This is a genomic window from Thermincola sp. GK-1, assembly GCF_059412445.1.
This window is the reverse complement of the sequence record NZ_JBSQAT010000007.1, coordinates 126126-150141: the sequence shown is the minus strand read 5'-3', so window position 1 is coordinate 150141 and position 24016 is coordinate 126126. Positions and strand designations below refer to the sequence as shown.

Genomic DNA, 24016 nt, shown 5'->3' with positions numbered 1-24016 from the left:
TTCAAGAATTATTTTATTTTTAACGCTTTCCAAATGCAATAGGTACTCTCCAAATCGAAAGAGAAAACAGCAACACGTTTGCTTAATCAGAGGAAACGTGTTGTTGTTTTCTCTTTTAAACCTCACTGATTTCATTAAGAATCCGGTCAACCCACCTGTTGAGATAGCCCATCTTAGTTAGTTCCTCGCAATGGTGAAGACATTTTTCAGGCGCTTCCGGTTTGCTGTCAATCTGGTCGTAATAAAGCTGGACGAAATTGGCATGAATCCATAATATATCGTCGCCATTATCGGCGTATTCCAGCGCCTTTTTAAGAAGAATTTCCGCAAAGTCGTAGTTACGGTGGGGAATGGCGTTAGCGGCCGTTACCCAGAGAAACCGTGCCGTGGATTTTATTGGAAACGGTTTGTTTGTTCCGCTGCTGCAATCGCTGCAGTTGCATATTTTCGGGAAGTACTGCTGCCAGGCCTTTTTATGTTCAACAGGCAGGGAGAGATACATCTCCGTCAGGTGGTGCTGCTTAAGAGCATTCATTAACAAAGACATGGGGAACCTTCCTTTCCAACAATCTGTTTAAAAGGTAAGATTCCCCAAAATATTAGAAAATATGACATAGAGTTGCTTTGAAGTTGAGGGAAGCCGCTGTGCCGGTGAAACAACCATCGTTTTAAGGAAAACAGAAGATACCGCTATGGAGGTAAAACAATAAGTTGCGACTTGGTGGAGGGCGGATAGACAGTGTTAACGACAGCGAGGGCTTGAAATCGCTGTTTCCGGCACGGACGCCGGAAACCCGGCCACGAGTCACGGATGACGATTTGGCCGGTTCAGCGATTTCAACCGAACGAAGTTTACACTGTCTCCGCCCGTAACCTCGGAGCAACGGTTGTTTTTACCTCCATAGCGGTTAGCGGACTTCCTGGCAAGGGTTTGCAGCACAAAGCTCCCGGGTAGCGGAGATACCCTCCTACCCTGCCGGTATTCTCCAGCACAAAGCTCCGTGGTGGCCGGGACACCCCACCCACCCTTCCAACATGCTGCTTCACCCACCCTTCCAATAGACCGGTTTCACCGTTACAGCGGCTCGTGTTATTACAGCGGTCCTTACAATTGCGGAGCAACAGTTGCTGCACTGCTAAAGTGGCTCGTCACCGGCGACTAAATTAGCACGGAACACCTAAGTCTTGAAAAGTAAACATATCGGTGAGAATTTTGGTGGCCGCTTCAACTATAGGCATGGTAAGAGCAGCCCCTGTTCCTTCGCCCAGGCGCATTTCCAAATTCAGGACGGGCATTAGGCCGATAGTTTCCAGCATAATATGATGGGCCTGTTCGGCGGAACAATGAGAACCTATCATATACTTGACAGAAAGGGGACAAATTTTTGCAGCTACCAGCGCTGCGGCAGAGGAAATAAAGCCGTCAATTATTACCGGCCGTTTTTTTGCTGCCGCGCCAAGTATTACACCGGTCAAGCCCGCTATTTCCAGGCCCCCTACTTTGGACAGCACATCAACGGGGTCATTGGGATTGGGCTTATTTACCTCTAAAGCTTTGGCAATGGCATTTATTTTCTTTTTCAATCCTTCATCATCGACACCCGTTCCACGGCCCGCTACCTCTGCCGGAGACAAACCTGTGAAAGCAGCCAGCAAGGCGCTGCTGGGGGTTGTATTACCTATACCCATATCTCCCGTAGCCAGCAGGTCATAACCGGCGTCAATCTGCTGATTGGCCATTTCAATTCCTACCTCAATGGCTGCAATGGCTTCCTCTCTGGTCATGGCCGGACCAATAGCCATGTTGGCTGTTCCCGGCCTGATTTTTCTCTGGATAACGCCGGGGAATACAGAGGTGTCCCCTTTAACCCCAATATCCACTACAATTACATCGGAACCGACATGATTGGACAGGCAGTTGATACCCGCTCCGCCCTTGGTGAATACCATCATCATAGCGACGGTGATTTCCTGCGGGTAAGCGCTGACCCCTTCATCCACTATCCCATGGTCGCCACCCATTATGATGACGCATTTCTTGTGGATTTTAGGAGTAGGAGTGCCCATGATACCTGCCAACTGAGCAGCTATATTATTTAGCTGGCCTAGGGCCCTTGTCGGTGTAGCCAGGGAATCAATGCGATCCCAGGCCGCCTGCATGGTTTCCCTGTTCAGATCTGTGATTTGCTCCAGGGTGGATTGGTAGAGTTCCATAAAACATACCTCCTTGTAAATTTGAAAAATTAATTCAATATTTTAAAAACAAAAATCCAGAACCATCTAGGCTCTGGACTTTACCATCATCCAAGCTGCATTTTTGCCTCCGCGGGCAAAATACCGACAGTTTCTGGCAGGTCTCCTGGCTTATGGATCATCACGGGCCTTACGCCTTCCCCGGAAAAACCGAGTGGCACAATTGTAAGGCCATTCCCCAATTACAGTGGCGGGACCGCTTAGGATTTTAACCTAATTCCCTATTCTCCCATATCGGGCACCAGAAACAATTTATTAGTTTTTATATTTCTATTCGCGAAAAATTGGCCAATTCCTTTTGGGTTTAATAATTTACTTGAAAAATTTGAAAAATGTTACTTTGAAAAACCGCAATTCATAAAGGTAATTGGTAAAAAATGTAGAAATCTATTTTGGAGCGGGTGGTGAAAAATGAGGCAGTGGAATTATTATAGGGATAATCATATTTTTGTAATCATAATGAGGTGGGTACTGGTTTTATTTTCTCCTATACTTTACCACATCAGTCGGCTTTGGCCGCAGGGCCTGGATTTTTATGCATTAATTACATTTATTGCAGTCAATGTTTTTTTGACTGCTGCCACATATTTTCGCTGGAAGCTTTCTATGCGTCTGTGGGTAGTTGTACACCTGCTGGATGCTATAATCATCAGTATAATGGTAACTGCCAGAGGCGGAGTAGGCAGCGAGAATTTTAACGTTTATTATTTACTGGTGTTACAGGCCGGCATGCTATTCGGGTTCAGACCGGCTCTATACTGCCTGATTTTAGCCAGTATTTCTTATCTGATAGCGGTAATTCTCACATATCCCCAGGGCTATGAATGGAATGTTTTGGAGATAAGGCTGATCTACCTGTGGCTCATAGGCCTTACCAGTTCATACCTGGCTTTTTCTGAAAAAAAACAGCATCATTCTGCGAGCATTGATTTCCTGACCAGGACTTATAACCGGAAATTTCTACAGGCTACTGTAGAGGAGGAGTTCATCAGGGCCAGGGATGCCGGGGATAGCCTTAGTGTCATAATGATTGATTTGGATAATTTTAAAGAAATTAACGACCGGTACGGTCACTTGGCCGGAGACAGCGTCCTTGAGAAAATCGCCGCTATAATAAAAGCAAAAATACGGGAGATTGACGTAGCTGCCCGGTACGGGGGAGAGGAATTTGTAGTTGTCCTCCCATCTGTCACCCGTGACCTGGCTGTTGAATTTGCGGAGCTGATCAGAGATGCTGTTCAGAAGACTTGCTTTGAAATCATAGGCAACGATGGAGAGGTTTATAAAATAAATGTTACGGTCAGTTGTGGCGTGGCATGTTTCCACAGCGGTGTACAAAGTATTGATGAGTTACTGGCAAAGGCTGATGAATGCTTGTACAGGGCCAAGCAGATGGGCAGGAACAGGGTTGAGGCAGATTTTTGTTAAATACAGCGCCCGTTTTCTTTTTCAGGTTGGTATGGTAAAATTAATATGGTTTATTGAAGCCGACTTAAGGAGGAGAAACCCAGTTGTATTTAAAACGTTTGGAAATCCAAGGGTTTAAGTCGCTGGCTGATAAGACTGAACTGTATTTTAACCCTGGAATTACTGCCGTTGTCGGCCCAAATGGCAGTGGTAAAAGTAACATATCTGATGCCATTCGCTGGGTTTTGGGCGAACAGAGCGCAAAAATCCTACGGGGAGCCAAGATGGAAGACGTCATTTTTTCCGGCAGCGATAAAAGAAAACCTGTCGGTATGGCTGAGGTTACCCTGACTTTAGACAATTCTACAGGGATATTCCCGGTTGAATACAGCGAAGTTACTGTTACTCGCCGTGTGTTCAGATCCGGGGAGAGCGAATTTTTTATTAACAAGACACCCTGCCGGCTGAAAGATATTCATGAACTGTTTATGGATACCGGTATTGGCAAGGAAGGTTATTCCATTATCGGGCAAGGAAAAATAGACGAGATATTAAGTTCCAAATCAGAAGACCGGCGTTTGATTATTGAAGAGGCTGCCGGCATAGTAAAATATAAGAACCGTAAGCTCCAGGCTGTCCGCAAACTGGAAGATACCGAGCAAAACATGGTCCGGATTAATGACATCATAGCAGAGTTGGAAAACCAGGTAGGCCCGCTGGAGGAGCAAGCCACCAGGGCAAAAACATACATTGGCTATAAAGAAGAACTGGACAAGCTGGAAATAAATCTTGCCGTTCATCAGTTAACCGACCAGAAAGATCGTTTAGAGACCCTGACGGGTGAGGAAGCAAAGCTGCGTCAGGATATTATTGCCCTGGAGACAGAGGTGCGTAAAACAGACTCCGAAATCGAAGAACTTAAACACGACCTACACCTGACCAACGAAAATATTAATAATTTGCAGCAGGATATTTTTGAGAAAAGCAGTGCCATAGAAAAGCTGGAAGCTGATATCAGGATAAACGGAGAACGGAACAAAAACCTTAAAGAGCGACAGGAGCGGTTGCAGGCAGAAATTAATGAATTATCGGGCAAACAGGCGGCCATTCGGGAGCAATCCAGAGGAGAAATGGAAGGCTACGAGAAACTGGTCCACAACATTAGGACTATGGAGACCGAACTGGCCGAACTGGAGGCCCAGTTGAGGGAACTGGAAGCCGATAACCGGAGTAAAATCGACGATATAGAGCAGGCCAAGGGAGAAATAATCGATACTCTAAATGAAACTGCTGCTTTGAACAACCGGCTCCATGCCTTGGAGGCAGAGGAAAAATCCCTGCAAAAACGCAGGGAACAGCTCGTAACCCTGATAAAGGATGTCTCCGCAGACCGGCAACAGATATTGGCAACTTTGGAAAGTTTAAATATTAGCATCCGGGAAACGGAAGATGAACTCTCTTCTGCCGAAACAAAAATAAAAGATATTGCTGCCAAAATCAATGAAAATAGGGTTAAAATTCAGGATGTTACTCGCGAATTCAATAATTTAACGGAAGAAAAACAAAAACTGGCTTCTAAATTAAAAGCCCTGGAAGAGATGGAGCAGGATTATGAGGGCTATCACAAAGGCGTCCGGGAAATTTTAAAAGCCGGTAAACAAAAGAAGTTGGCCGGTATCTGCGGCGTAGTGGCTGAACTCTTAAACGTCCCGAAGAAATATGAAATTGCGGTAGAGGTAGCATTGGGCGGCGCTTTGCAGTTTATTGTGACCAGAACCGACAAGGATGCTAAAGCCGCCATTGACTTTTTAAAGAAATGCAATGCCGGGCGGGCTACTTTTTTACCGCTTAATACGGTCAAGGCCAAAGAACTGCGCAGCTCGGACAAGATTTTGAAGGCTAAAGGATGTGTTGGGATAGCTGCCGAGTTGGTTACCTTTGATCGGGAATATGAACCGGCAGTGAAAAGCCTTTTGGGAAATATCATAGTAGCCGAAGACATTGATACAGCTTTGCAAATAGCTAAAGATAATGAGTTTGGCTTTAAAGTGGTTACTTTGGACGGAGACGTGGTTAACCCGGGGGGGTCCTTAACAGGCGGCAGCTACAACAAGAGCCGCAGCAACCTCCTGGGACGAAAGCGGGAAATCGAAGAACTGGCGGTTGCTATTGCTGTCCTGCAGGTACAGGTTAAAGCGGTACAGGATAAGGAAGCTGCTTTGCAGAAAGAGAAGGAAAAGCTGACCGGAGAATTGGAAAGCATTAAGGAAAGCCAACAGGTGGGCCAACTGAGAATCGCCGGCTTAAAGGCTGAAATGGAACAGGTCAAGATTCAAAAGTCTAAACTGGAGCAGAGTTTGGAGGTTTATGAAATGGAAGTAGCCCAGTTAGACGAACGGCTGAAGGAGGTTTTAACCCAGAACGGAGAAATTACCGGAAAAATCCAACAGTTGAAAATCCGGCATGATGAATTGAACAAAAGGGTGGCCGAGAGCCAGCAGGACTTTGCTTCGCTGGAAGTCCACAGAAACGAGGTCACCGGTAAAGTTACCGCTAAAAAAATTGAACTGGCCAGGTTGAGGCAGGAAGAAATAAGTTGTCGGCAAACTCTTGACAGGGTGCGCCAGGAGATTGATGAATTGGCCGGGCAAATCAGGGTGAAATCGGAAGAAATCGATTTTATTGGTCGGCAAGAAGGCAATATTGCAGTTGAAAACAGCAAACTAGAAAAACTGATTACTACTTTAGTCGAAGAAAAAATGGGCATGGAAGAGCGCGTTAGCGCATTAAAAAACCACAGGGACCATTTGGCCGGCCAGATTGAACTTAAAGAGACCTCCGCCAAAAATGCGAACAGGCAATTTGCCAGTTTACAAAATCAGATTCACAGCCTGGAAGTTAAGAAGACCAGGCTGGAGGCGGAAATGGAAAATGAGCAAAGTAAACTCCTGGAAGAATTCGGGTTAACTTATGAGGAAGCTTTGCTGCAAAAAACGGAAATCAGCAGCAAACGGGAAGCTCAGGCCCGGATTAAGGAACTGAAGTCTCTCATTGCGGACTTGGGAGCAGTTAACCTTGCTGCCATCGAAGAATTTGAGAAAGTTAGCGAGAGATATAATTTTCTGAAAGCCCAGTATGCCGATCTTGAGGAAGCCAGAGTTTCTTTGTATAAAGTTATTTCAGAAATGGACCAGATAATGAGCAAACGTTTCTGCAAAGCTTACGAAGAAATCAACGAAAATTTCCGGCGAGTTTTTACCGAGCTTTTTGGCGGCGGACATGCCGAACTTCAGATGACCGACAAAGAAAATATCCTGGAAACAGGAGTGGAGATAATTGCTCAACCGCCCGGCAAAAAACCGCAGCATTTGTCATTATTATCCGGCGGTGAACGGGCCTTAACCGCTATTTCACTTTTATTTGCCGTACTCATGGTCAAACCGAGTCCTTTTTGTGTCCTGGACGAAATAGAAGCTTCCCTTGATGAAGCTAATGTTGACCGTTATGCCGCCTTCCTGCGCAAGTTTTCCAAGCAAACTCAGTTTATTGTTGTGACCCACAGGAAAGGAACTATGGAAGCAGCCGATGTTTTATATGGAGTCACTATTGACGATACGGGCGTTTCCAAAATGGTCTCCATGAAACTGGCCGACGCCATAAGCAAGGTAAGTTAGCCTGCATACCCTGTTTTAGGTAAGGAAACAATATAAGTGTTCCGGTAGCGGAACGCTTATATTTTACTTAGGGGGTTAAAGAATGCAGGTTAAAGGTGTGGCAAGATATATTGTGGAGAGGCTTTTTAAAAGAACAGTAGAAATCAGCCAAGGCAGAAACGTTGGTTGCATCGGCCTGATTAACGCCGATGGCATTATAGACCGGATAACTCCCTTGATTGACGGGGGCTTGTCCGGTTTACCTATTCGTAGGCAATTGGATACCATAACCGACATGTCGGGGAAGTCGCTGATTGAGGGATTGGTGCAAATGCCTGAGAATGCTGTTATTTTGATGACTCGCCCAGGCAAGACAGGAATTATTACTGATGTGGGTGGAGTAGATGTCTATGACCGACCGATGATTGCTGTTGGCGTCAAACGCAAGGCTTTAGCCGGTGTCGGTATTATATATCCCAAGCCTGAATATTTTGATATGGCTACGGAATCGGAAGAAATAGATATTCATATCCTGGCAGCTAAGACTATGGAAGAGGAAAAAGAAATACTCAGGAATTCAGCCGTCATGAGTCTCAAGTATCTTGAAATATCTGGGCCGCTCGAAGTTTTGGACATATCCGAACAGCCGGAAATAAAAAAGGAAGAAATCCTTCAGAACGACTGGCGGTTGCCGAGGCCGGAAGTAAAATCCATGGATAAAAGTCTGGCGGAAAAGTTGGTATCCAGGTCCATGGCCGTAGGCCAGGGACGTGAAGTGGCTACTATTGCCGTTGTAAACGAAAAGGGGCATGTGGAACCGAAAGGAGATATCGTTGTAGGAGGTATAGGGTATGTTCCGTCTCGCATTTTGGCTTCCAGTTGTGTGGATATAACCGGTAAGTCTTTACGGCAGATTTATGCCCACGAAGTGCCGGAAAATGCAGTAATCGTGCATACCCATCCCGGTGGAACCGGTGTCATGCATATAGGGGATGCAAATGCCGGTCCGGGCTTCTGGGGTAGGCCCATAATCGCTGTTGGTCACGATAATGACGGGAAAATTCTGGGGGCCACGGTTATTGAAGTGACCAACCGAGTTTTTGAACTGGCAGATGAAGATGAAGAGTTGGGCCAGTGTTTCTTTGCGGCGCGGACTCCGCAGGAAGAGGCGGACATCCGGAATCGTAAATTCGGTGTGGCCCAGGAATATACCAATTTGTGCAAACCAATTGAGATAAGGGGCTAGATATGTTAAAATGTTTAGGTTAAGGTAATTACCTTAACCTAAATTTGGTTTTTGGGAGGTTTTCATAGCAGTGGGTTTTTTTTCAAAACTAAAAGAAAAGCTGACTAAAACCCGCGAGGGTTTTGTAGAAAAAATCGAATCTCTGGTTACCGCTCGGAAAAAAATCGACGAAGAACTGTATGAAGAGTTGGAAGAAGCGCTCATCCAGAGCGATGTGGGAATTAATACCGCCCTGGAACTGGTTGAAGAGCTGCGCAGAAGGGTCAAGGAGCGCAAGGTGGAAGACGCTGCCGAACTAAAAAATATCTTGCAGGAAATCATAACTGAAGTACTTATGGATGACGAAAGCCGCTTGGAATTGGAAAAAGGTAAGCCCAATGTTATTATGGTAGTGGGGGTAAACGGTGTCGGCAAAACAACCACTATCGGCAAACTGGCGTACCAGATCAAGGTCGGCGGCAGGAAAGTATTGCTGGCGGCCGGTGATACTTTCAGGGCTGCCGCTATTGACCAATTAGAAATATGGAGCAACAGGGTCGGCTGCGATATAATTAAGCATAGAGAAAATGCTGACCCGGCAGCGGTAGTTTTTGATGCTATTCAGGCTGCCCGGGCTAGGAATATAGATGTATTGATTATTGATACAGCGGGCAGGTTGCATACGAAGTCAAACCTGATGGAAGAATTGAAAAAGGTATACCGTGTTATTAACCGTGAAATGCCCGATGCTCCCCATGAAGTGCTGCTGGTTTTGGATGCTACCACCGGACAGAATGCCATCAGCCAGGCAAAACTATTCGGCGAAGCCGTAGGGGTTACCGGCATAGTATTGACCAAACTCGACGGCACCGCCAAAGGCGGCGTTATCATAGGTATTAAAAAGGAATTGGATGTCCCAGTTAAACTGATAGGCGTCGGTGAACAGATAGAAGACCTCAGGCCTTTTAAACCTGGTGAATTTGTTGAGGCATTATTCGAAAAATAGACGGTAGGAGGTTCTTATGCCCAGGCTTGCGATAATAGGTGGAACAGGTATTTATGACCTAAGTATGTTGAACGGTTTAAAGGAACATAAAGTGGTTACGGAATACGGTGAGATAGATGTGATTACCGGCCAGTGCTGCGGGGAGGATATAGTGTTTATGAACCGGCATGGCAAAGGACATGCCCTGCCCCCCCATCGGGTTAATTACCGGGGCAACATTATGGCTTTGAAGAACCTTGGGGTAGAAAGGATTCTGGCCACTGCCGCCGTGGGTTCTTTAAACCCGGAGATGGGACCGGGCAGTTTCGTCCTTTGCGACCAGTTTATGGATTTCACGAAAAGCCGGCCCCAAACTTTTTACGAAGACGGCCAGAAAGGCGTGGTTCATATAGATATGACGGAACCTTATTGCGCGGAGCTGCGTAATACTATCTATGAAGCTGCCTGCAGTGAGGATATTCCTGTCATCCAGGGCGGCACCTATGTATGTACTGAAGGACCCAGGTTTGAAACGCCCGCCGAAATCCGGATGTACAGGCAGTTAGGAGGAGATCTGGTGGGTATGACGGGTGTACCCGAAGTGGTACTGGCCAGGGAAGCCGAAATTTGTTATGCCACGGTGGCGGTGGTCACAAATTATGCCGCCGGTATTGCCAGGGAGCCCCTGACCCATGCCGAAGTATTGGTAGCCATGCGGGAAAGTTCCGAGAGGTTTAGGAAGTTGATATTGGCTTTTGTAAAAAGGGTGCCGCACAAAAGGAACTGTCTTTGCCAAAACGCCCTAGGCGAATTGGGCACCCTGGGCAAATAAAGTGGAGCAGTGACCCGTAGTCAGTTAACAGTTAGCAGAGGTGTATGCTATGGAAACAATGTGCTGGTACGAAGATAGGCTGGAATTACTGGACCAGACCAAGCTCCCCCACGAAGTTGTTTATGTTAAGTGTTTTACTGCGGAGGATGTGGCCCGTGCCATTAAGACCATGCAGGTTAGAGGAGCGCCGGCTATCGGGGCCAGCGCCGCTTTTGGCATGGCTCTGGCGGCTTTAAAGGAAGATGACGCCGATAGGCAGAAATTTCTGGCCCGCATGGAGGAAGTAGGGCGGCATTTGGCGGCAACCAGGCCCACGGCGGTTAATCTATTTTGGGCTATTGAGCGGATGCTGGCGAAAACCAGGGAGCTTGTTCAAAGCGGGGCAGACCTGAAGGAAGGTATTGTTCAGGAAGCGCTGGCCATTTACCGGGAAGATATAGAGATGAACAAAAGAATAGGCCATTACGGAAATGAAGTTGTCCCGGCAAAAGCAAATATTTTGACACATTGCAATGCAGGGGCGCTGGCTACAGCCGGTTATGGGACGGCTTTGGGAGTTATTCGGGCGGCCCATGCAGCAGGAAAAGATATTCATGTCTATGCCGATGAAACCAGGCCTTTGTTGCAGGGTGCCCGGCTTACGGCATGGGAATTAATGCAGGATAATATACCTGTGACACTGATCACCGATAACATGGCGGGCTACCTCATGCGTAAGGGTATGATTGATCTGGTTGTGGTGGGAGCGGACCGAATTGCTGCCAACGGCGATGTAGCTAACAAGATTGGTACCTATACCGTAGCAGTACTGGCAAAGGCCAATCGTGTACCTTTTTATGTGGCTGCTCCCGGTTCGACCGTTGACCTGACGTTAGTCAACGGTGACCTGATACCGATAGAGGAAAGAGGGCATGAGGAGGTTATCTCTCTTTATGGGCAAGGCGTCGCCCCCCAGGGAGTGAAGGTTTTTAATCCGGCCTTCGACGTGACACCGCACGAATTAATAACGGGTATTATCACTGATAAAGGCATTATCAGGCCGCCCTTTGTGGAAGGTCTAAAAAAACTGTTTACCGGCGAGGAGGAATAGATGAAAATGGATTATTTGGTTAGGGACATTAAACTGGCGCCCAGCGGTCACCTGAAAATAGACTGGGTAAAAGAACATATGCCTGTACTGAACGAAATTCGGAAGGAATTTGAAAAAACGAAACCTTTTGCCGGAAAAAGAATTGCTGTCAGTATCCATCTGGAGGCTAAAACCGCTTACTTAGGGAAGGTACTGAAAGCCGGCGGCGCTGACGTAGCTATCACCGGCAGCAACCCGTTATCTACTCAGGATGATGTGGCGGCAGCTCTGGTAGAAGACGGGCTGAAGGTTTTTGCCTGGTACAATGCGACGACAGAGGAATATTTCGACCACCTGGGCAAAGTTCTTGATACAGAACCCGATATTGTCATTGACGATGGCGGAGATTTGGTGAACATGCTGCACAATGAGAAGACGCATTTACTGCCCAAGATTATCGGTGGCTGCGAAGAGACGACAACGGGGGTACTCCGCCTGCGGGCCATGGAGAAGGAAGGACTGCTGAAATTCCCCATGATCGCAGTCAATGATGCTTACTGTAAGTACCTGTTTGATAACCGTTACGGAACGGGCGAGTCGGTTTGGACAGGTATTATGCGCACAACTAACCTGATTGTGGCAGGCAAGACCGTAGTTGTAGCCGGTTATGGTTGGTGCGGCAAAGGTATCGCTATGAAGGCCAAAGGCCTTGGCGCTAAAGTAATTGTTACGGAAATTGATCCGATCAAGGCCATTGAAGCCCATATGGACGGATTTACCGTTTTGCCCATGGATGAGGCCGCTAAATACGGAGATGTTTTCATTACCGTTACCGGGTGCAAAGATGTAATCAGGGGCAGGCATTATAAAGTCATGAAAAACGGCGCTTTGCTGGCTAATGCCGGGCATTTTGATGTGGAAATAAACAAGCCCGAATTGTTGGAAGGTGCCGAAGGGAAGCGGGTGGTCCGGCAAAATATTGAGGAGTTCGAAATGCCTGATGGCAGAAAAATATACCTGTTGGCTGAAGGCAGGCTTGTTAACCTGGCTGCCGGTGACGGGCACCCGGCGGAAATCATGGATATGTCTTTTGCCCTACAGGCCCTTTCCGCGAAATATATTCTGGAAGAAGGTAAAAAACTGGAGAAAAAGGTTTACAGGGTACCTGAGGAAATAGACAAAAAAGTAGCAGAGATTAAACTGAATTCTATGGATACCAGTATTGATAAATTGACTCCCGAACAGGAAGAATACCTGTACGGGTGGAAACACGGTGAATAATGCTGTTTGGGAGGGTGAACGGTGCTGCTGAAGGAATTTCAATTGGTAGGCGGCGGCCTTTTTGCCGCCGGTTTAAATAATTCGCATAGCGGTAACCTCAGTGTTAGAGCAGGAAAAAAGATAATTATTACCAGGCGGGGTTCCATGCTGGGCCACCTGACAGAGAAGGACCTTATTGAAACCGACCTGCTGAAAGATGGTCCCGAGCATAACCTTGTATCCCGGGAAATCGGGGTGCACAGGGCAGTGTACCTGCATACTTCGGCCCAGGCGTTAGTCCATGCCCACCCCATTTTTGCCACGGCTTTGTCCTTGGTGGAAGATGAAATTGAACCCATTGATGCTGAAGGTAAATACTACTTAAAGAAAGTGCCGGTGCTAACCGTTCGGGAAACAATAGGTTCGGCTGAGGTTGCCGAAAAGCTTCCGCTTTTGCTTCAGGAAAACAAAATTGTGGTGGTGAAAGGGCATGGCACTTTTGCAGGAGGGAAAACGCTGGAGGAAGCTTACCAGTGGACAACTTCGCTGGAACATGCGTGCAAAATTCTATATTACACACGCACTTTGCGTGCACGTTAAAGTGACAGGATAAGCCAGGATCATGGAGGGATTCCGATGAAAAAAATCATCAAAAACGTTGATGTATTGCCAATGACCGAAGAAGGCCTTGTGCTCAGGGATGCCGTAGTAGTTATTGAAGGGCACACGATAAAGTATGTCGGAGCGGCTGAAGGGCTCGAAGCAGGATGGGCTGCAGCCGAGGAAATTGACGGAGCCGGTATGCTTTTGCTACCTGGTTTTATCAATGCGCATACTCATGCGGCTATGACTTTGCTCCGGAGTTATGCCGACGATCTGCCCTTGATGCAGTGGCTGCAAGAGCGTATCTGGCCTTTGGAAGAAAAACTAACGGCAGAAGATGTATACTGGGGAACAAAACTCTGTATTTTAGAGATGATTAAGTCAGGTACCACAACTTTTGCCGATATGTATTTCTTTATGGAAGATGTGGCCAGGGCGGTAGAAGAAACGGGGATAAGAGCCTGCCTGTCAAGAGGAATGATAGGTGTTGCTCCTACCGGTCTCCAGGCGCTTGTAGAGAGCGAAGCGCTGATAGAAAAGTGGCAGGAGGGCGCCGATGGTAGAATAACTGTGATGCTTGGGCCTCACGCACCATATACATGCCCGCCCGATTACCTGGAAAAGGTGATGGCCCTGGCGGAAAAATATAAGGTCGGTATACATATTCATATATCTGAAACATTTCAGGAAAACAATGACATCAGGAAAATGTACGGGAAATCACCGGTAGCGCATTTAAACGACTTGGGACTGTTTGAGTATCCGGTACTTGCTGCCCACTGTGTGCACGTTAGCCCGGAAGATATAAAAATTCTTCAAGCTAAAAAGGTCGGTGTCGCTCATAACCCGGAAAGCAATATGAAATTGGCCTCGGGCATTGCTCCTGTTCCCGAAATGCTTGCTGCCGGAGTTGCCGTGGGATTGGGAACCGACGGCGCGGCCAGTAACAATAACCTGGATATGCTGGAAGAAATGAGATCCGCTGCTTTGCTGCACAAAGTTAATAAAATGGACCCCACTACGATACCTTCATATAAAGCCCTGGAAATGGCCACAACCGGTTCAGCTCAGGTAGTTGGCCTTGGGGACCAAGTGGGCAAAATTGCACCGGGTTATAAGGCGGATATGATTTTAATTAATACGGAGAAAGCTCATTTATACCCGAAACACGACTATTTTGCCCATATGGTTTATGCTGCCCAGTCCTCTGATGTTGATACCGTAATAATTAACGGGAGTATCGTTATGAGAGGACGGGAAATGACGTGTTGTGACGAAAAGGAAGTTCTTCGGCAGGCTCAACGCTGTGCGGAAAGATTGATCGGATAGAATGAAAAAAGATTAACCGTCAAGAAGTGAAGGAATTTTTAGTTGAAATTTAAAACGAGTTATGATAAAATTGCAACTGTCGTTGTTTTTTAATGTATTAAGATTTTTCAAAAAAAATAAAAAAGTTTTTAAAAAAGAAGGAATTTGTTTAAACCTGTCGAATAATATATAAAACAAGTTAGTGAAGATTTTCACATTTGAGTAAGGAGGTGAAGGTGAATGGCGGGGCGTAGGTTAGCATCCTTGCGCTTAGAGAGGAACCACTTAATTGACGAATGGAAAAGCAAGAAAGGTCCCGAAAGCGCAAAACTGCTGGTTAGAATTATGGACTTAGACGATGATATTGATAGAGAAATTGATTACCTTCGCAAAAGAAACCTGAAAAAATTTGGTTCTTTTTAATTGACTGGGATTGTGAATCTGAGTACATAAAAAAGAGGCTGAAAAAGCCTCTTTTTTATGGTGCGCGTCTTGAGCTTTACCGGAAAAAGTTAATTATAAAAAATGCTATTGCTGCTACGATGGCAGAGAGTGGAGCCGTAAGGATCCAGGCATTAACAATATTTTTCGCCACGGACCATCTTACCGCCGACAGTCGTTGGGTAGAGCCTACACCCATGATGGATGCCGATATAACGTGGGTAGTGCTGACAGGCTTTCCTAATAAAGAAGCAGCTATGATTACCAGCGCTGCCGATGACTCAGCGGCAAAACCGTGTACAGGTTCAAGGCGAATGATTCGGGAACCCATGGTTTTAATTATACGCCAGCCGCCCAGAGACGTACCTAACGCCATTGCCGTAGCGCAAGCAACAACGACTAAAGTCGGCACTTTAAACTCGGGGATGAGACCGGCGGATAATAATGCCGCCGTAATAATGCCCATTGATTTCTGGGCATCATTGGAACCATGACTAAAGGCCATAAATGCGGCGGATAAGATCTGTAGTTTGGAAAAGTATTTGTTAACGTTTCTATGGGACCAGTTGCCGACAAGAATAAAAATAAATTTCATGACCAAATAGGCAATAAGAAAACCTATGATTGGAGAGGTTATAAGGGGGATAAAGATCTTTTCTATTAAGCCTCTGACATTAAGAACGGCAAACCCCCGACTTGCCACTGCCGCTCCTGCCAGGCCGCCGATTAGAGCGTGGGAAGAACTGCTGGGTAGCCCGTAATACCAGGTGAAGAGGTTCCATATAATGGAGCCGGCTAGACCGGCTATGAGGATTTCATTATTAATAAGCTTTGGGTCCACAATTCCGTTGCCGATGGTATGAGCCACTTCCGTACTCGCAAGCGCTCCCACAAAATTAAGGACTGCAGCCATTATAATTGCTTTGGCGGGCGTCAGTACTCTAGTAGATACGGAAGTGGCTATGGCATTAGCTGTATCGTGAAAACCGTTAATAAAATCAAAAACCAGGGCAAGAATAATTACGAGGATGATTAAAAGATCAAGCATATTTCACCACTACCCCGCGTATCAGTTTGGCCACCTTTTCACATCGGTCAAGGGCTGTTTCCAGTTGTTCGAAAACTTCTTTCCACTTGATAACCAAAATAGCATCATCGGCCTTTTTAAACAAATCGGCTACTCCGAACCTGTATATTTTGTCTCCTGCCGTTTCCAGTTTTTTAATCTCATAGCACAGGTCCATTATTTGGACGGTATTATTTTTGGTGTTTTTCAGGTAGTAAACTGATTGTTTAACTTTATCGGTAGCATCAACGAAAATGTCGACCATTTCTCTAAATCTCTGGATAGGAATTCCGGTTTCATAAATAACCATTTTTTCCACGGTACTGCAGATGGAATCTAATATTTCGTCCAGTTCCCTGGCCAAACTATAGATGTCTTCCCGGTCGAAAGGGGTTATAAAAGTTTGGTTCAGCTTGTCTATAATTTGTTCGGTCACTTTATCACCCTTTTGCTCAACGGCTACGAGTTCGTCGAGCCGTTCTTCCATAGCTTCATGCCTGGACATCATATCCTTTAAAAGCAGAGCGCCTTCATGTAAGATGTCTGCGGATTCTTCGAAAAGTCTAAAAAACTTATCATCCTCGGACCTGAACATTTTAAACATATTCCTTCCCCCGTAAACTTAAATTTTAGACAATAGTCTGAAAAGATTGTTAAAATTACACGAATAATTATTGTTCTTCTAGAATTGTTGATTTCCTGTTAATTCATTGTTAAATTTATGTTAACATTATGGCCCGGATTGCCGGTCCGGCGGGTAGATAAAAAGAATTAAAGATTACTTGACAATTAATATAGCCTGTTATAAAATCAAGTATGTGTAAAGGAAAATCCCTTGACACATAAGAGGGTGAAAGAGGTTGGACAAACTCGGTTGGATTTCACTGCTCCTGGATTTTTATGGCCCACTGTTGACGGATAAACAATTTGCATACATGGAAATGTACTATAATAATGATTTGTCGCTTGGTGAAATAGCGGAAGAACATTCCGTAAGTCGGCAGGCGGTTTACGACATAATAAAGCGGGGCGAAAAAATCCTTGAGGAATACGAAAACAAATTGGGGTTAGTGAAAAAGTTTAATAAAGAACGGGAAAAACTTAACCAGGTAGCAAAAATTATCGCGGAATTAAAAAGAAACCATAAAAACGATGAATTGGACCGGGCTTTAAAATTATTGGCTGAAGTTGTCGAAATGGAAACCCGCTAGTATATGAATCGACTAATTGATGAAAATAAACATAAATATCCAACAGAGTAAAGACCCGAATTTATAGGGAGGTCTAAATATGATATTCGAAAGCTTGGCTGAACGGCTGCAAAATACCTTCAAAAAACTTAAAGGTAAGGGAAAACTGGATGAAAAAGATGTTGACGAAGCCATGCGGGAGGTCAGGGTAGCCCTCCTGGAGGCCGATGTCAACTATAAGGTTGTAAAAGATTTTGTAAAAAAAGTCAAGGAACGGGCTATCGGGGCTGAGGTTTTGGGAAGCCTAACCCCTGGTCAGCAGGTTATTAAAATTGTCAATGATGAATTAACTGAATTGATGGGAGGTACCCAAAGTAAAATTACGATTTCTTCCAAGCCGCCCACGGTGGTTATGTTGGTGGGCCTGCAAGGAGCCGGGAAAACGACAACCGTAGGGAAATTGGGGAATCAATTGCGGAAACAGGGAAGGCGCCCTTTGCTTGTGGCAGCGGATGTATACCGGCCTGCTGCAATCAAGCAGTTGAAAGTATTGGGCGAACAATTGAATATTCCTGTTTTTAGTCTGGGAGATAAAACCAACCCTGTTGATATTGCCAAAGCTGCCGTTGAACATGCCAAATCTTATGGGAATGACATGGTGCTTATCGACACTGCCGGACGGCTGCATATCAACGAAGAGTTGATGGAGGAACTGAAAAACATCAAGGAAAGCGTAAAACCGCACGAAATATTGTTTGTCATGGATGCCACCACCGGCCAGGATGCTGTAAATGTGGCCAAGACCTTTGATGAACAGCTTGGTATTGACGGAGTCATTATTACCAAGCTCGATGGTGATACCCGTGGCGGTGCTGCTTTATCAGTAAAAGCAGTCACGGGCAAACCTATAAAATTTGTCGGAATGGGCGAAAAACTTGATGCCCTTGAGCCCTTTTTCCCTGACCGGATGGCTTCCCGTATTTTGGGTATGGGAGACGTTTTAAGCTTGATTGAAAAGGCCCAGTCAACCCTTGATGCCAATAAAGCTCGTGAATTGCAGCAAAAAATTAAGTCCCAGGATTACAACTTGGAGGATTTTTTGGAGCAGATGCGCCAGGTACGTAAAATGGGACCATTAGACCAGATTTTGGGTATGCTGCCGGGGATGGGAAATCTGAAACAATTAAAAGATGTGCAGGTTGATGAAAAAGAAATGCTGCATATCGAAGCCATCATTCAATCAATGACCCCGGAAGAAAGGCGTAACCCCTCCATCATCAAAGATAGCCGGAAAAAGAGGATTGCGAAGGGGAGCGGCACCAAAGTCAGCGATGTAAACAAACTTCTTAAGCAGTTTGACCAAACTAAGAAAATGATGAAACAAATGATGGGTATGGAAAAAATGTTGAAGAAGCGTAAAGGTGGGGGCTTTAAGCTTCCATTTTTCAAATAAAGTATATAATGTGAAAAAATTGTAAGATTATATAAGGAGGTGAAAACATGGCAACCAGAATCCGCTTGCGCAGAATGGGCGCCAAGAAAAATCCTTTTTACAGGATAGTGGTGGCCGATAAGAGGGCCCCGAGAGACGGCGCCTTTATCGAGGAAATTGGTTATTACAATCCCTTGAAGGACCCTGCTGTTATAGAGGTTAATAAAGAAAAGGCTGTTGAATGGCTGAACAAGGGTGCACAACCTTCTGATACTGTCAGGTCACTTTTTACCAAAGTAGGAATAATTAATAAATAATTGTCTTTGGTTTTTCGGGGGGGTGCAACCATGAAGGAATTACTTGATTACTTAGCACGGTCCCTTGTGGATAACCCGGATCAGGTGCAAATTAATGTAGTTGAGGGAGATAAATCTCTCGTTTTGGAATTGAAAGTCGCCCCTGAAGATATGGGTAAGGTTATTGGCAAACAAGGTAGAATTGCTAAGGCTATCAGAACAGTTATCAAAGCTGCTGCTGCTAAAGAAGGCAAAAAGGTTATGGTTGAAATTATATAACCCAAAGGAGGGGCTGGTTTCAGCCCCTTACTCCTATTTTTTATTTGTTATCTTATGTGTTGGGTGGGGTCTTGTTTTGGATAGTTTGACTATTTTGCGTCAGGTTACAGTAAAGGCGAAGGTTACGGAAAAATTCAAAAATACTATGGCAGCGCAAATCCAGGATGCGATCAGAAAAATTGATTTGGAGTTGCAGAATATCGATTTTCAACTGAAACGCACGGTGGCCGAATTAGAAAAACAAAATCCTGCAGGCATTCCTGCTGCGAAAAAACATTTTCAGGACGAAAGGGAAAAAAGGACCAAGGCCAGGGAACAACTGACGGAACAAATTAAGCAGATTGGTAAACTTGCTATTGGTTCAGAGATTATCCAGGGTACATTGGATACCCTTGCCGAAATAAAAGTGGGCGATAACTGGCAGGATATATTTAACGTAGAGGTTGTTGTATGTGATGACCGTATAATAGAAATACGGAGGAGAACTATCGGTAATGGAACAGGCAACTAAAAAGTTGATTGCTATCGGCAAGATTATAAATACTCATGGGCACAAGGGGGAAGTGAAGGTATTTCCTTTAACCGATGATCCCAGGAGGATGGAAGAACTAGAGAAGGTATATTTTACTTCAGGAGAGTCAACAAGGGAGTTAACCATCAAACAGGTAAGATATCATAAAAATTTTGTTGTCCTAAGTTTTGAGGAAATAAAAGACATGAATGCAGCGGAACTGCTAAAAAACGGGGAAATTTGTATTACCAAGGATGAACTGCGTTCATTACCGGAAGGCAGTTATTATATTTTTGATATTATCGGCTTAAATGTATTCACCAATGAAGGTAGATATCTGGGCGAAGTCACTGATGTAATTCAAACGGGGGCTAACGATGTTTATGAAGTCAGAGACAGTAAAAGCGGTAAACATTATTTAATACCTGCTTTAAAGCAGATAGTAAAAAGTATAGATACGGAAAAAAAAGAGATGATAATTTGCCCAATGGAAGGGCTGTTAGAATAGATGCACGAGTTCGGTGGTTGCTATGAGGTTTGATATACTGACCCTTTTTCCGGAAATGTTTGTGGGACCTTTTGGAGCAAGCATTATAAAGCGGGCGGTAGAGAAAGGATTAATTGAAATACATACTACTAATATTAGGGATTTTGCTGAGGACAAGCACCGGATTGTAGATGATTATCCCTTCGGCGGTGGCGCCGGAATGGTTATGAAACCTGAACCGATATTTAAAGCTGTAGAATCCCTTAGGCCGGAAAAAGGGAGAAGCCAAGTCATTCTCTTGTCTCCTCAAGGGAGAGTGTACAAGCAGGAAATAGCCAGAAAGCTTTCGCAATACGGCCATATTGTTTTGATTTGCGGCCATTACGAAGGTGTCGATGAACGAATTAAATCACTTATTGATATGGAATTATCTATCGGTGATTACATACTTACCGGCGGGGAGTTGGCGGCCATGGTGGTAGTTGATTCCGTGGCGCGATTAATTCCCGGTGTTCTCGGTGACGAGGAATCAGCAAAGGAAGAATCCTTTTCCAATAACCTACTGGAGTATCCGCACTATACGCGACCCCGTGAATTTAGGGGCATGTCTGTACCTGACATTTTATTGAGCGGGAACCATGAAAAAATCAGAGTCTGGAGGCTAAAGCAGTCTTTGCTAAAGACTCTGCAGATGCGACCGGATCTGCTTTCCGAAGACCGTTTAACGCCCGAGCAGCGCAAGCTTTTGGCGGAAGAGATAGGGGCAGAAGATAATAAACGGGTTAAAAAGATTACCAATACAGGGGATGACCACAGTGAGTAGTGCGCCAAAATTATATATCGGTTTACTTCATTATCCGGTATACAACAAAAATATGAACGTTATTACCACCTCAATTACCAATTTGGATATTCATGATATTGCCCGAACAGCCTGTACTTATGATATAGCCAGGTATTATGTCATTCATCCTCTTGAAACCCAGCGGCGTTTGATTAGCGACATCCTTAATTACTGGCAGGAAGGGTACGGGGCGAGTTACAACCCAGACCGCAAAGAGGCCTTTCAAAGGGTAAAACTCATAGATACTTTGGACTCTGCCATGCAGGAAATTGAAAAAGTTGAAGGGCAGGTTCCCAAATTAATAACTACCGATGCCCGGATATACCCCAATACTATTTCTTACAAGGAAATGAGGAAATTGTTGGATACGGGTGATCCTTATCTGCTATTATTTGGTACGGGCTGGGGGATAGAAAAAGAAACTATGCTGAAATCTGATTATATCCTTGAACCTATATATGGCGCCGGTCCATATAACCATTTGAGTGTGCGCAGCGCAGTAGCAATTATTCTGGACAGGCTTAAAGGAACACCATGGTGGGAATAACTAATATTAAACCTTGTGTTTTCCATATGGCTATGCTATAATATCTCTTGTTAGTTTCTCATAACGCAGTTTTAAAATGCGCTTCTTTGTATGACGGATGGTCCTCTGCCGTAAAAGACGGTCACGAACATCTATGTGGGAAGGGGGTACATAGAATGGACGTATTAAAAACTATTGAGCAGGAGCAAATGAAGGACAATATTCCTGATTTTAGGCCTGGTGATACTGTAAAGGTATACGTCAAGGTAGTTGAAGGTAACCGAGAGAGGATTCAGGTTTTTGAAGGTACTGTTATTAAGCGGCGTGGTGGCGGTTTGAGAGAAACCTTTACCGTTAGAAGGGTTTCATATGGTGTTGGTGTGGAAAGGACATTTCCTCTTCATTCACCGAGAATAGAAAAGATAGAGGTAGTCAGACGTGGTAAAGTACGTCGCGCTAAACTATTCTACCTTAGACAAGTTAGAGGGAAAGCTGCCAGGATTAAAGAAAAGCGGTAGTAGCGAAAGGGACTGTTACGCAGTCCCTTTTAAAATCTGTTTTTTTTAGAAAAACTACAATCGGCTAATATATTTATTCCGCCAACATAGTTCTGTAGAAAGGCTTATGATGGGTTAAGGTCATAGTGCGGCCTTTTATAAGGAGGTAACCATGGAACGGGAAAACGGTTTTAAAGAAGATATTGGACAAATTGGTGTGGAACCGGAAAAGATTGAAGCGGCCAAAGGCACATTAGCACAGACCGGTTTTGCGGAAGGCGCCTTGGAACATGATCAGAAAAAAAAGGGTAGTTTCTTTGGCGAAATTCTGGAATCAGTGGCGATAGCTGTTATCCTGGCTTTCGTGATCAGGGTATTTCTGTTTCAGCCCTTTTATATACCTTCCGGTTCGATGGAACCGACATTACAGCCCGGCGACCGTATAATAGTTAATAAATTTCTATACCGTTTTAAGGAACCGGCCAGGGGTGATATAATAGTTTTTAAATATCCCAGGAACCCAAAAAGGGATTTTATTAAGAGGGTTATAGGCCTACCCGGCGAAACAGTGGAAATAAGGGACAGTGTTCTCTATATAAACGGAAAAAAAGTTGATCAGCCGTACCTGCCCAAAGGCCTGCGCTACGGCAGTTATGGACCGGTTAAAGTACCGGAAGGAAGTTATTTTATGATGGGCGATAATAGGAATAACAGTGAAGATAGTCGGGTATGGGGTACTTTGCCGCGGGAAAACATAGTAGGGAAGGCTATGCTGATATATTGGCCCCTGGCCCGTGCCGGAATGATAAAATGAATCAAGCTTATTCTCTTAAGGTGATTCCATGGAACTAGATACGGTGATTCAGTGGTTTCCCGGTCATATGGTGAAAGCCAAGAAAATGGTCCGGGAAAACCTAAAGGTTGTTGATATTGTGATTGAACTGGTTGATGCCAGAATTCCTTCCAGCAGTAGGAACCCTGACCTACAGGAAATAATTCAGGGCAAACCCCGGGTTGTAGCTCTCAATAAAGCTGACCTGGCCGACCAGAATCTTACAGAACGGTGGACCCAGGTTTTTGCCAGAGACGGATGTAATGCTATGGCCATAAATTCTACGACCGGGCAGGGGGTAGAGAAGCTTGTAGCATTGACAAAGAAAGCCGGCGAACCCGTTATGCAAAAGCTGGCCGCGAAAGGACGCAAACCAAGGCCTATAAGAGCAATGATTTTAGGTATACCGAATGTTGGGAAGTCGTCCTTAATCAACAAACTTGCCGGGAAAGGAGCTACCAGGACAGGGGACCGGCCTGGCGTAACACGGGGAAAACAGTGGATCCGGGTAGGCAGAGATATGGAATTGTTGGATACACCAGGAATCCTCTGGCCGAAATTTAACGACCCGGAAGTTGGGTTTAAACTGGCTGTGACGGGTGCGATAAAAGAAGAAGTAATAAACGTGGAGCAGGTTGTATTAAAACTGCTCAAATACTTAAAGGACATGCATCCGGAAAAATTGAAAGCCCGCTATAAGCTAGACAGTTTAAGTGAAAAACCGGTAGAAATTCTCGCCGATATAGGTGCCCGCCGGGGACTTCTGATACCGGGTGGACAGGTAGATATGGAAAAAGCTGCCCGTGTTATTCTGGCAGAATTCCGGGCGGGAAAACTGGGACGATTTACCCTTGATTTGCCTGGTAGTTAACGGAACGCGGCATATACATAGCTGCGTTGTTTTTTTTTTGCCAATTATTTGTTATCTAAAGAGAAAACTTATTTTTTCTGCAGGGTTTACCCGAATGTTAAAGAATAAATATTTATATAGAAACTAAAAAATGTCAACAGTTTTGGGGA

The 24016-nt window shown here is 45.0% G+C and carries 26 protein-coding genes and 1 riboswitch; of the genes, 22 read left to right on the top strand and 4 right to left on the bottom strand.

Annotated features, from left to right (window positions below; all coding sequences use genetic code 11):
• Window positions 1-115 precede the first annotated feature (115 nt).
• Window positions 116-547: a hypothetical protein gene (locus ACSNJE_RS08930; protein ID WP_495252521.1), complete on the bottom strand. Its 432-nt coding sequence runs from the start codon at window positions 545-547 to the stop codon at window positions 116-118.
• A 164-nt stretch (window positions 548-711) separates the two neighbouring features.
• Here ACSNJE_RS08930 and ACSNJE_RS08925 point away from each other — a divergent pair, with 164 nt between their 5' ends.
• Window positions 712-873, top strand: a complete 162-nt coding sequence (locus tag ACSNJE_RS08925; RefSeq protein WP_495252520.1) for a hypothetical protein — start codon at window positions 712-714, stop codon at window positions 871-873.
• A 291-nt stretch (window positions 874-1164) separates the two neighbouring features.
• On the opposite strand, the gene cobT is transcribed toward ACSNJE_RS08925, so the two are convergent.
• Window positions 1165-2214, bottom strand: a complete 1050-nt coding sequence (cobT, locus tag ACSNJE_RS08920; RefSeq protein ID WP_495252519.1) for a nicotinate-nucleotide--dimethylbenzimidazole phosphoribosyltransferase — start codon at window positions 2212-2214, stop codon at window positions 1165-1167.
• A gap of 118 nt (window positions 2215-2332) precedes the next feature.
• Window positions 2333-2514, bottom strand: a riboswitch (cobalamin riboswitch).
• A 150-nt stretch (window positions 2515-2664) separates the two neighbouring features.
• On the opposite strand from cobT, the gene ACSNJE_RS08915 reads away from it, so the two are divergent.
• The 10 genes from ACSNJE_RS08915 to ACSNJE_RS08870 all read left to right on the top strand — a co-directional run bounded on the left by ACSNJE_RS08915 (window position 2665) and on the right by ACSNJE_RS08870 (window position 15018).
• The gene (locus ACSNJE_RS08915) at window positions 2665-3681 is read left to right on the top strand and encodes a GGDEF domain-containing protein (RefSeq protein ID WP_495252518.1); all 1017 of its coding nucleotides are present in this window, start codon (window positions 2665-2667) and stop codon (window positions 3679-3681) included.
• A gap of 83 nt (window positions 3682-3764) precedes the next feature.
• Window positions 3765-7334 carry a chromosome segregation protein SMC gene (gene smc, locus ACSNJE_RS08910; protein ID WP_495252517.1) on the top strand — a complete coding sequence of 1190 codons (3570 nt, stop codon included), beginning with the start codon at window positions 3765-3767 and terminating at the stop codon, window positions 7332-7334.
• An 82-nt stretch (window positions 7335-7416) separates the two neighbouring features.
• Window positions 7417-8559, top strand: a complete 1143-nt coding sequence (locus ACSNJE_RS08905; RefSeq protein ID WP_495252516.1) for a peptidase S7 — start codon at window positions 7417-7419, stop codon at window positions 8557-8559.
• Between the two features lie 70 nt (window positions 8560-8629).
• Window positions 8630-9544 carry a signal recognition particle-docking protein FtsY gene (gene ftsY, locus ACSNJE_RS08900; RefSeq protein WP_474773994.1) on the top strand — a complete coding sequence of 305 codons (915 nt, stop codon included), beginning with the start codon at window positions 8630-8632 and terminating at the stop codon, window positions 9542-9544.
• Window positions 9545-9560: 16 nt separating this feature from the next.
• On the top strand, window positions 9561-10355 hold the full coding sequence (gene mtnP / locus ACSNJE_RS08895) for an S-methyl-5'-thioadenosine phosphorylase (protein WP_495252515.1): 795 nt from the start codon (window positions 9561-9563) through the stop codon (window positions 10353-10355).
• A 49-nt stretch (window positions 10356-10404) separates the two neighbouring features.
• The gene (mtnA, locus tag ACSNJE_RS08890) at window positions 10405-11445 is read left to right on the top strand and encodes an S-methyl-5-thioribose-1-phosphate isomerase (RefSeq protein WP_052217869.1); all 1041 of its coding nucleotides are present in this window, start codon (window positions 10405-10407) and stop codon (window positions 11443-11445) included.
• A complete protein-coding gene (locus ACSNJE_RS08885; protein ID WP_495252514.1) occupies window positions 11446-12705 on the top strand; it encodes an adenosylhomocysteinase in 1260 nt (419 codons plus the stop codon).
• Between the two features lie 21 nt (window positions 12706-12726).
• On the top strand, window positions 12727-13284 hold the full coding sequence (locus ACSNJE_RS08880; protein WP_474773993.1) for an aldolase: 558 nt from the start codon (window positions 12727-12729) through the stop codon (window positions 13282-13284).
• Window positions 13285-13320: 36 nt separating this feature from the next.
• Complete coding sequence (locus tag ACSNJE_RS08875; RefSeq protein WP_495252513.1) at window positions 13321-14616, top strand: amidohydrolase; 1296 nt, start codon at window positions 13321-13323, stop codon at window positions 14614-14616.
• A 219-nt stretch (window positions 14617-14835) separates the two neighbouring features.
• Complete coding sequence (locus ACSNJE_RS08870) at window positions 14836-15018, top strand: hypothetical protein (protein ID WP_013120904.1); 183 nt, start codon at window positions 14836-14838, stop codon at window positions 15016-15018.
• Window positions 15019-15094: 76 nt separating this feature from the next.
• Here ACSNJE_RS08870 and ACSNJE_RS08865 read toward each other — a convergent pair whose 3' ends face one another.
• Together ACSNJE_RS08865 and ACSNJE_RS08860 are read right to left on the bottom strand one after the other, a co-directional pair.
• Window positions 15095-16084 (bottom strand): inorganic phosphate transporter, encoded by a 990-nt coding sequence (locus ACSNJE_RS08865; RefSeq protein ID WP_474773991.1) that lies wholly within the window; start codon window positions 16082-16084, stop codon window positions 15095-15097.
• A complete protein-coding gene (locus ACSNJE_RS08860) occupies window positions 16077-16706 on the bottom strand; it encodes a DUF47 domain-containing protein (protein ID WP_495252512.1) in 630 nt (209 codons plus the stop codon). The genes ACSNJE_RS08865 and ACSNJE_RS08860 overlap by 8 nt, the downstream gene beginning before the upstream one ends.
• 256 nt (window positions 16707-16962) lie before the next feature.
• On the opposite strand from ACSNJE_RS08860, the gene ACSNJE_RS08855 reads away from it, so the two are divergent.
• The 11 genes from ACSNJE_RS08855 to ylqF all read left to right on the top strand — a co-directional run bounded on the left by ACSNJE_RS08855 (window position 16963) and on the right by ylqF (window position 23867).
• The gene (locus ACSNJE_RS08855; RefSeq protein ID WP_013120901.1) at window positions 16963-17313 is read left to right on the top strand and encodes a putative DNA-binding protein; all 351 of its coding nucleotides are present in this window, start codon (window positions 16963-16965) and stop codon (window positions 17311-17313) included.
• Window positions 17314-17395: 82 nt separating this feature from the next.
• Window positions 17396-18745 carry a signal recognition particle protein gene (ffh, locus tag ACSNJE_RS08850; protein ID WP_486679324.1) on the top strand — a complete coding sequence of 450 codons (1350 nt, stop codon included), beginning with the start codon at window positions 17396-17398 and terminating at the stop codon, window positions 18743-18745.
• Window positions 18746-18792: 47 nt separating this feature from the next.
• Entirely contained in the window at window positions 18793-19041 is a 249-nt protein-coding gene (gene rpsP / locus ACSNJE_RS08845; protein ID WP_013120899.1) for a 30S ribosomal protein S16, read from the top strand.
• A gap of 30 nt (window positions 19042-19071) precedes the next feature.
• Window positions 19072-19299 (top strand): KH domain-containing protein, encoded by a 228-nt coding sequence (locus tag ACSNJE_RS08840; RefSeq protein WP_013120898.1) that lies wholly within the window; start codon window positions 19072-19074, stop codon window positions 19297-19299.
• Between the two features lie 76 nt (window positions 19300-19375).
• On the top strand, window positions 19376-19810 hold the full coding sequence (locus tag ACSNJE_RS08835) for a YlqD family protein (protein WP_242843565.1): 435 nt from the start codon (window positions 19376-19378) through the stop codon (window positions 19808-19810).
• On the top strand, window positions 19794-20318 hold the full coding sequence (gene rimM / locus ACSNJE_RS08830) for a ribosome maturation factor RimM (protein WP_052217880.1): 525 nt from the start codon (window positions 19794-19796) through the stop codon (window positions 20316-20318). Before ACSNJE_RS08835 ends, rimM begins: the two co-directional genes overlap by 17 nt.
• A gap of 22 nt (window positions 20319-20340) precedes the next feature.
• Entirely contained in the window at window positions 20341-21120 is a 780-nt protein-coding gene (gene trmD / locus ACSNJE_RS08825; RefSeq protein ID WP_495252511.1) for a tRNA (guanosine(37)-N1)-methyltransferase TrmD, read from the top strand.
• Entirely contained in the window at window positions 21113-21688 is a 576-nt protein-coding gene (locus ACSNJE_RS08820) for an RNA methyltransferase (protein ID WP_495252510.1), read from the top strand. Before trmD ends, ACSNJE_RS08820 begins: the two co-directional genes overlap by 8 nt.
• Before the next feature lie 155 nt (window positions 21689-21843).
• Window positions 21844-22185 carry a 50S ribosomal protein L19 gene (rplS, locus tag ACSNJE_RS08815; RefSeq protein WP_013120893.1) on the top strand — a complete coding sequence of 114 codons (342 nt, stop codon included), beginning with the start codon at window positions 21844-21846 and terminating at the stop codon, window positions 22183-22185.
• A gap of 151 nt (window positions 22186-22336) precedes the next feature.
• Window positions 22337-22978 carry a signal peptidase I gene (lepB, locus tag ACSNJE_RS08810; RefSeq protein WP_083436850.1) on the top strand — a complete coding sequence of 214 codons (642 nt, stop codon included), beginning with the start codon at window positions 22337-22339 and terminating at the stop codon, window positions 22976-22978.
• 28 nt (window positions 22979-23006) lie between these two features.
• On the top strand, window positions 23007-23867 hold the full coding sequence (gene ylqF / locus ACSNJE_RS08805; RefSeq protein ID WP_495252509.1) for a ribosome biogenesis GTPase YlqF: 861 nt from the start codon (window positions 23007-23009) through the stop codon (window positions 23865-23867).
• Window positions 23868-24016 lie beyond the last annotated feature (149 nt).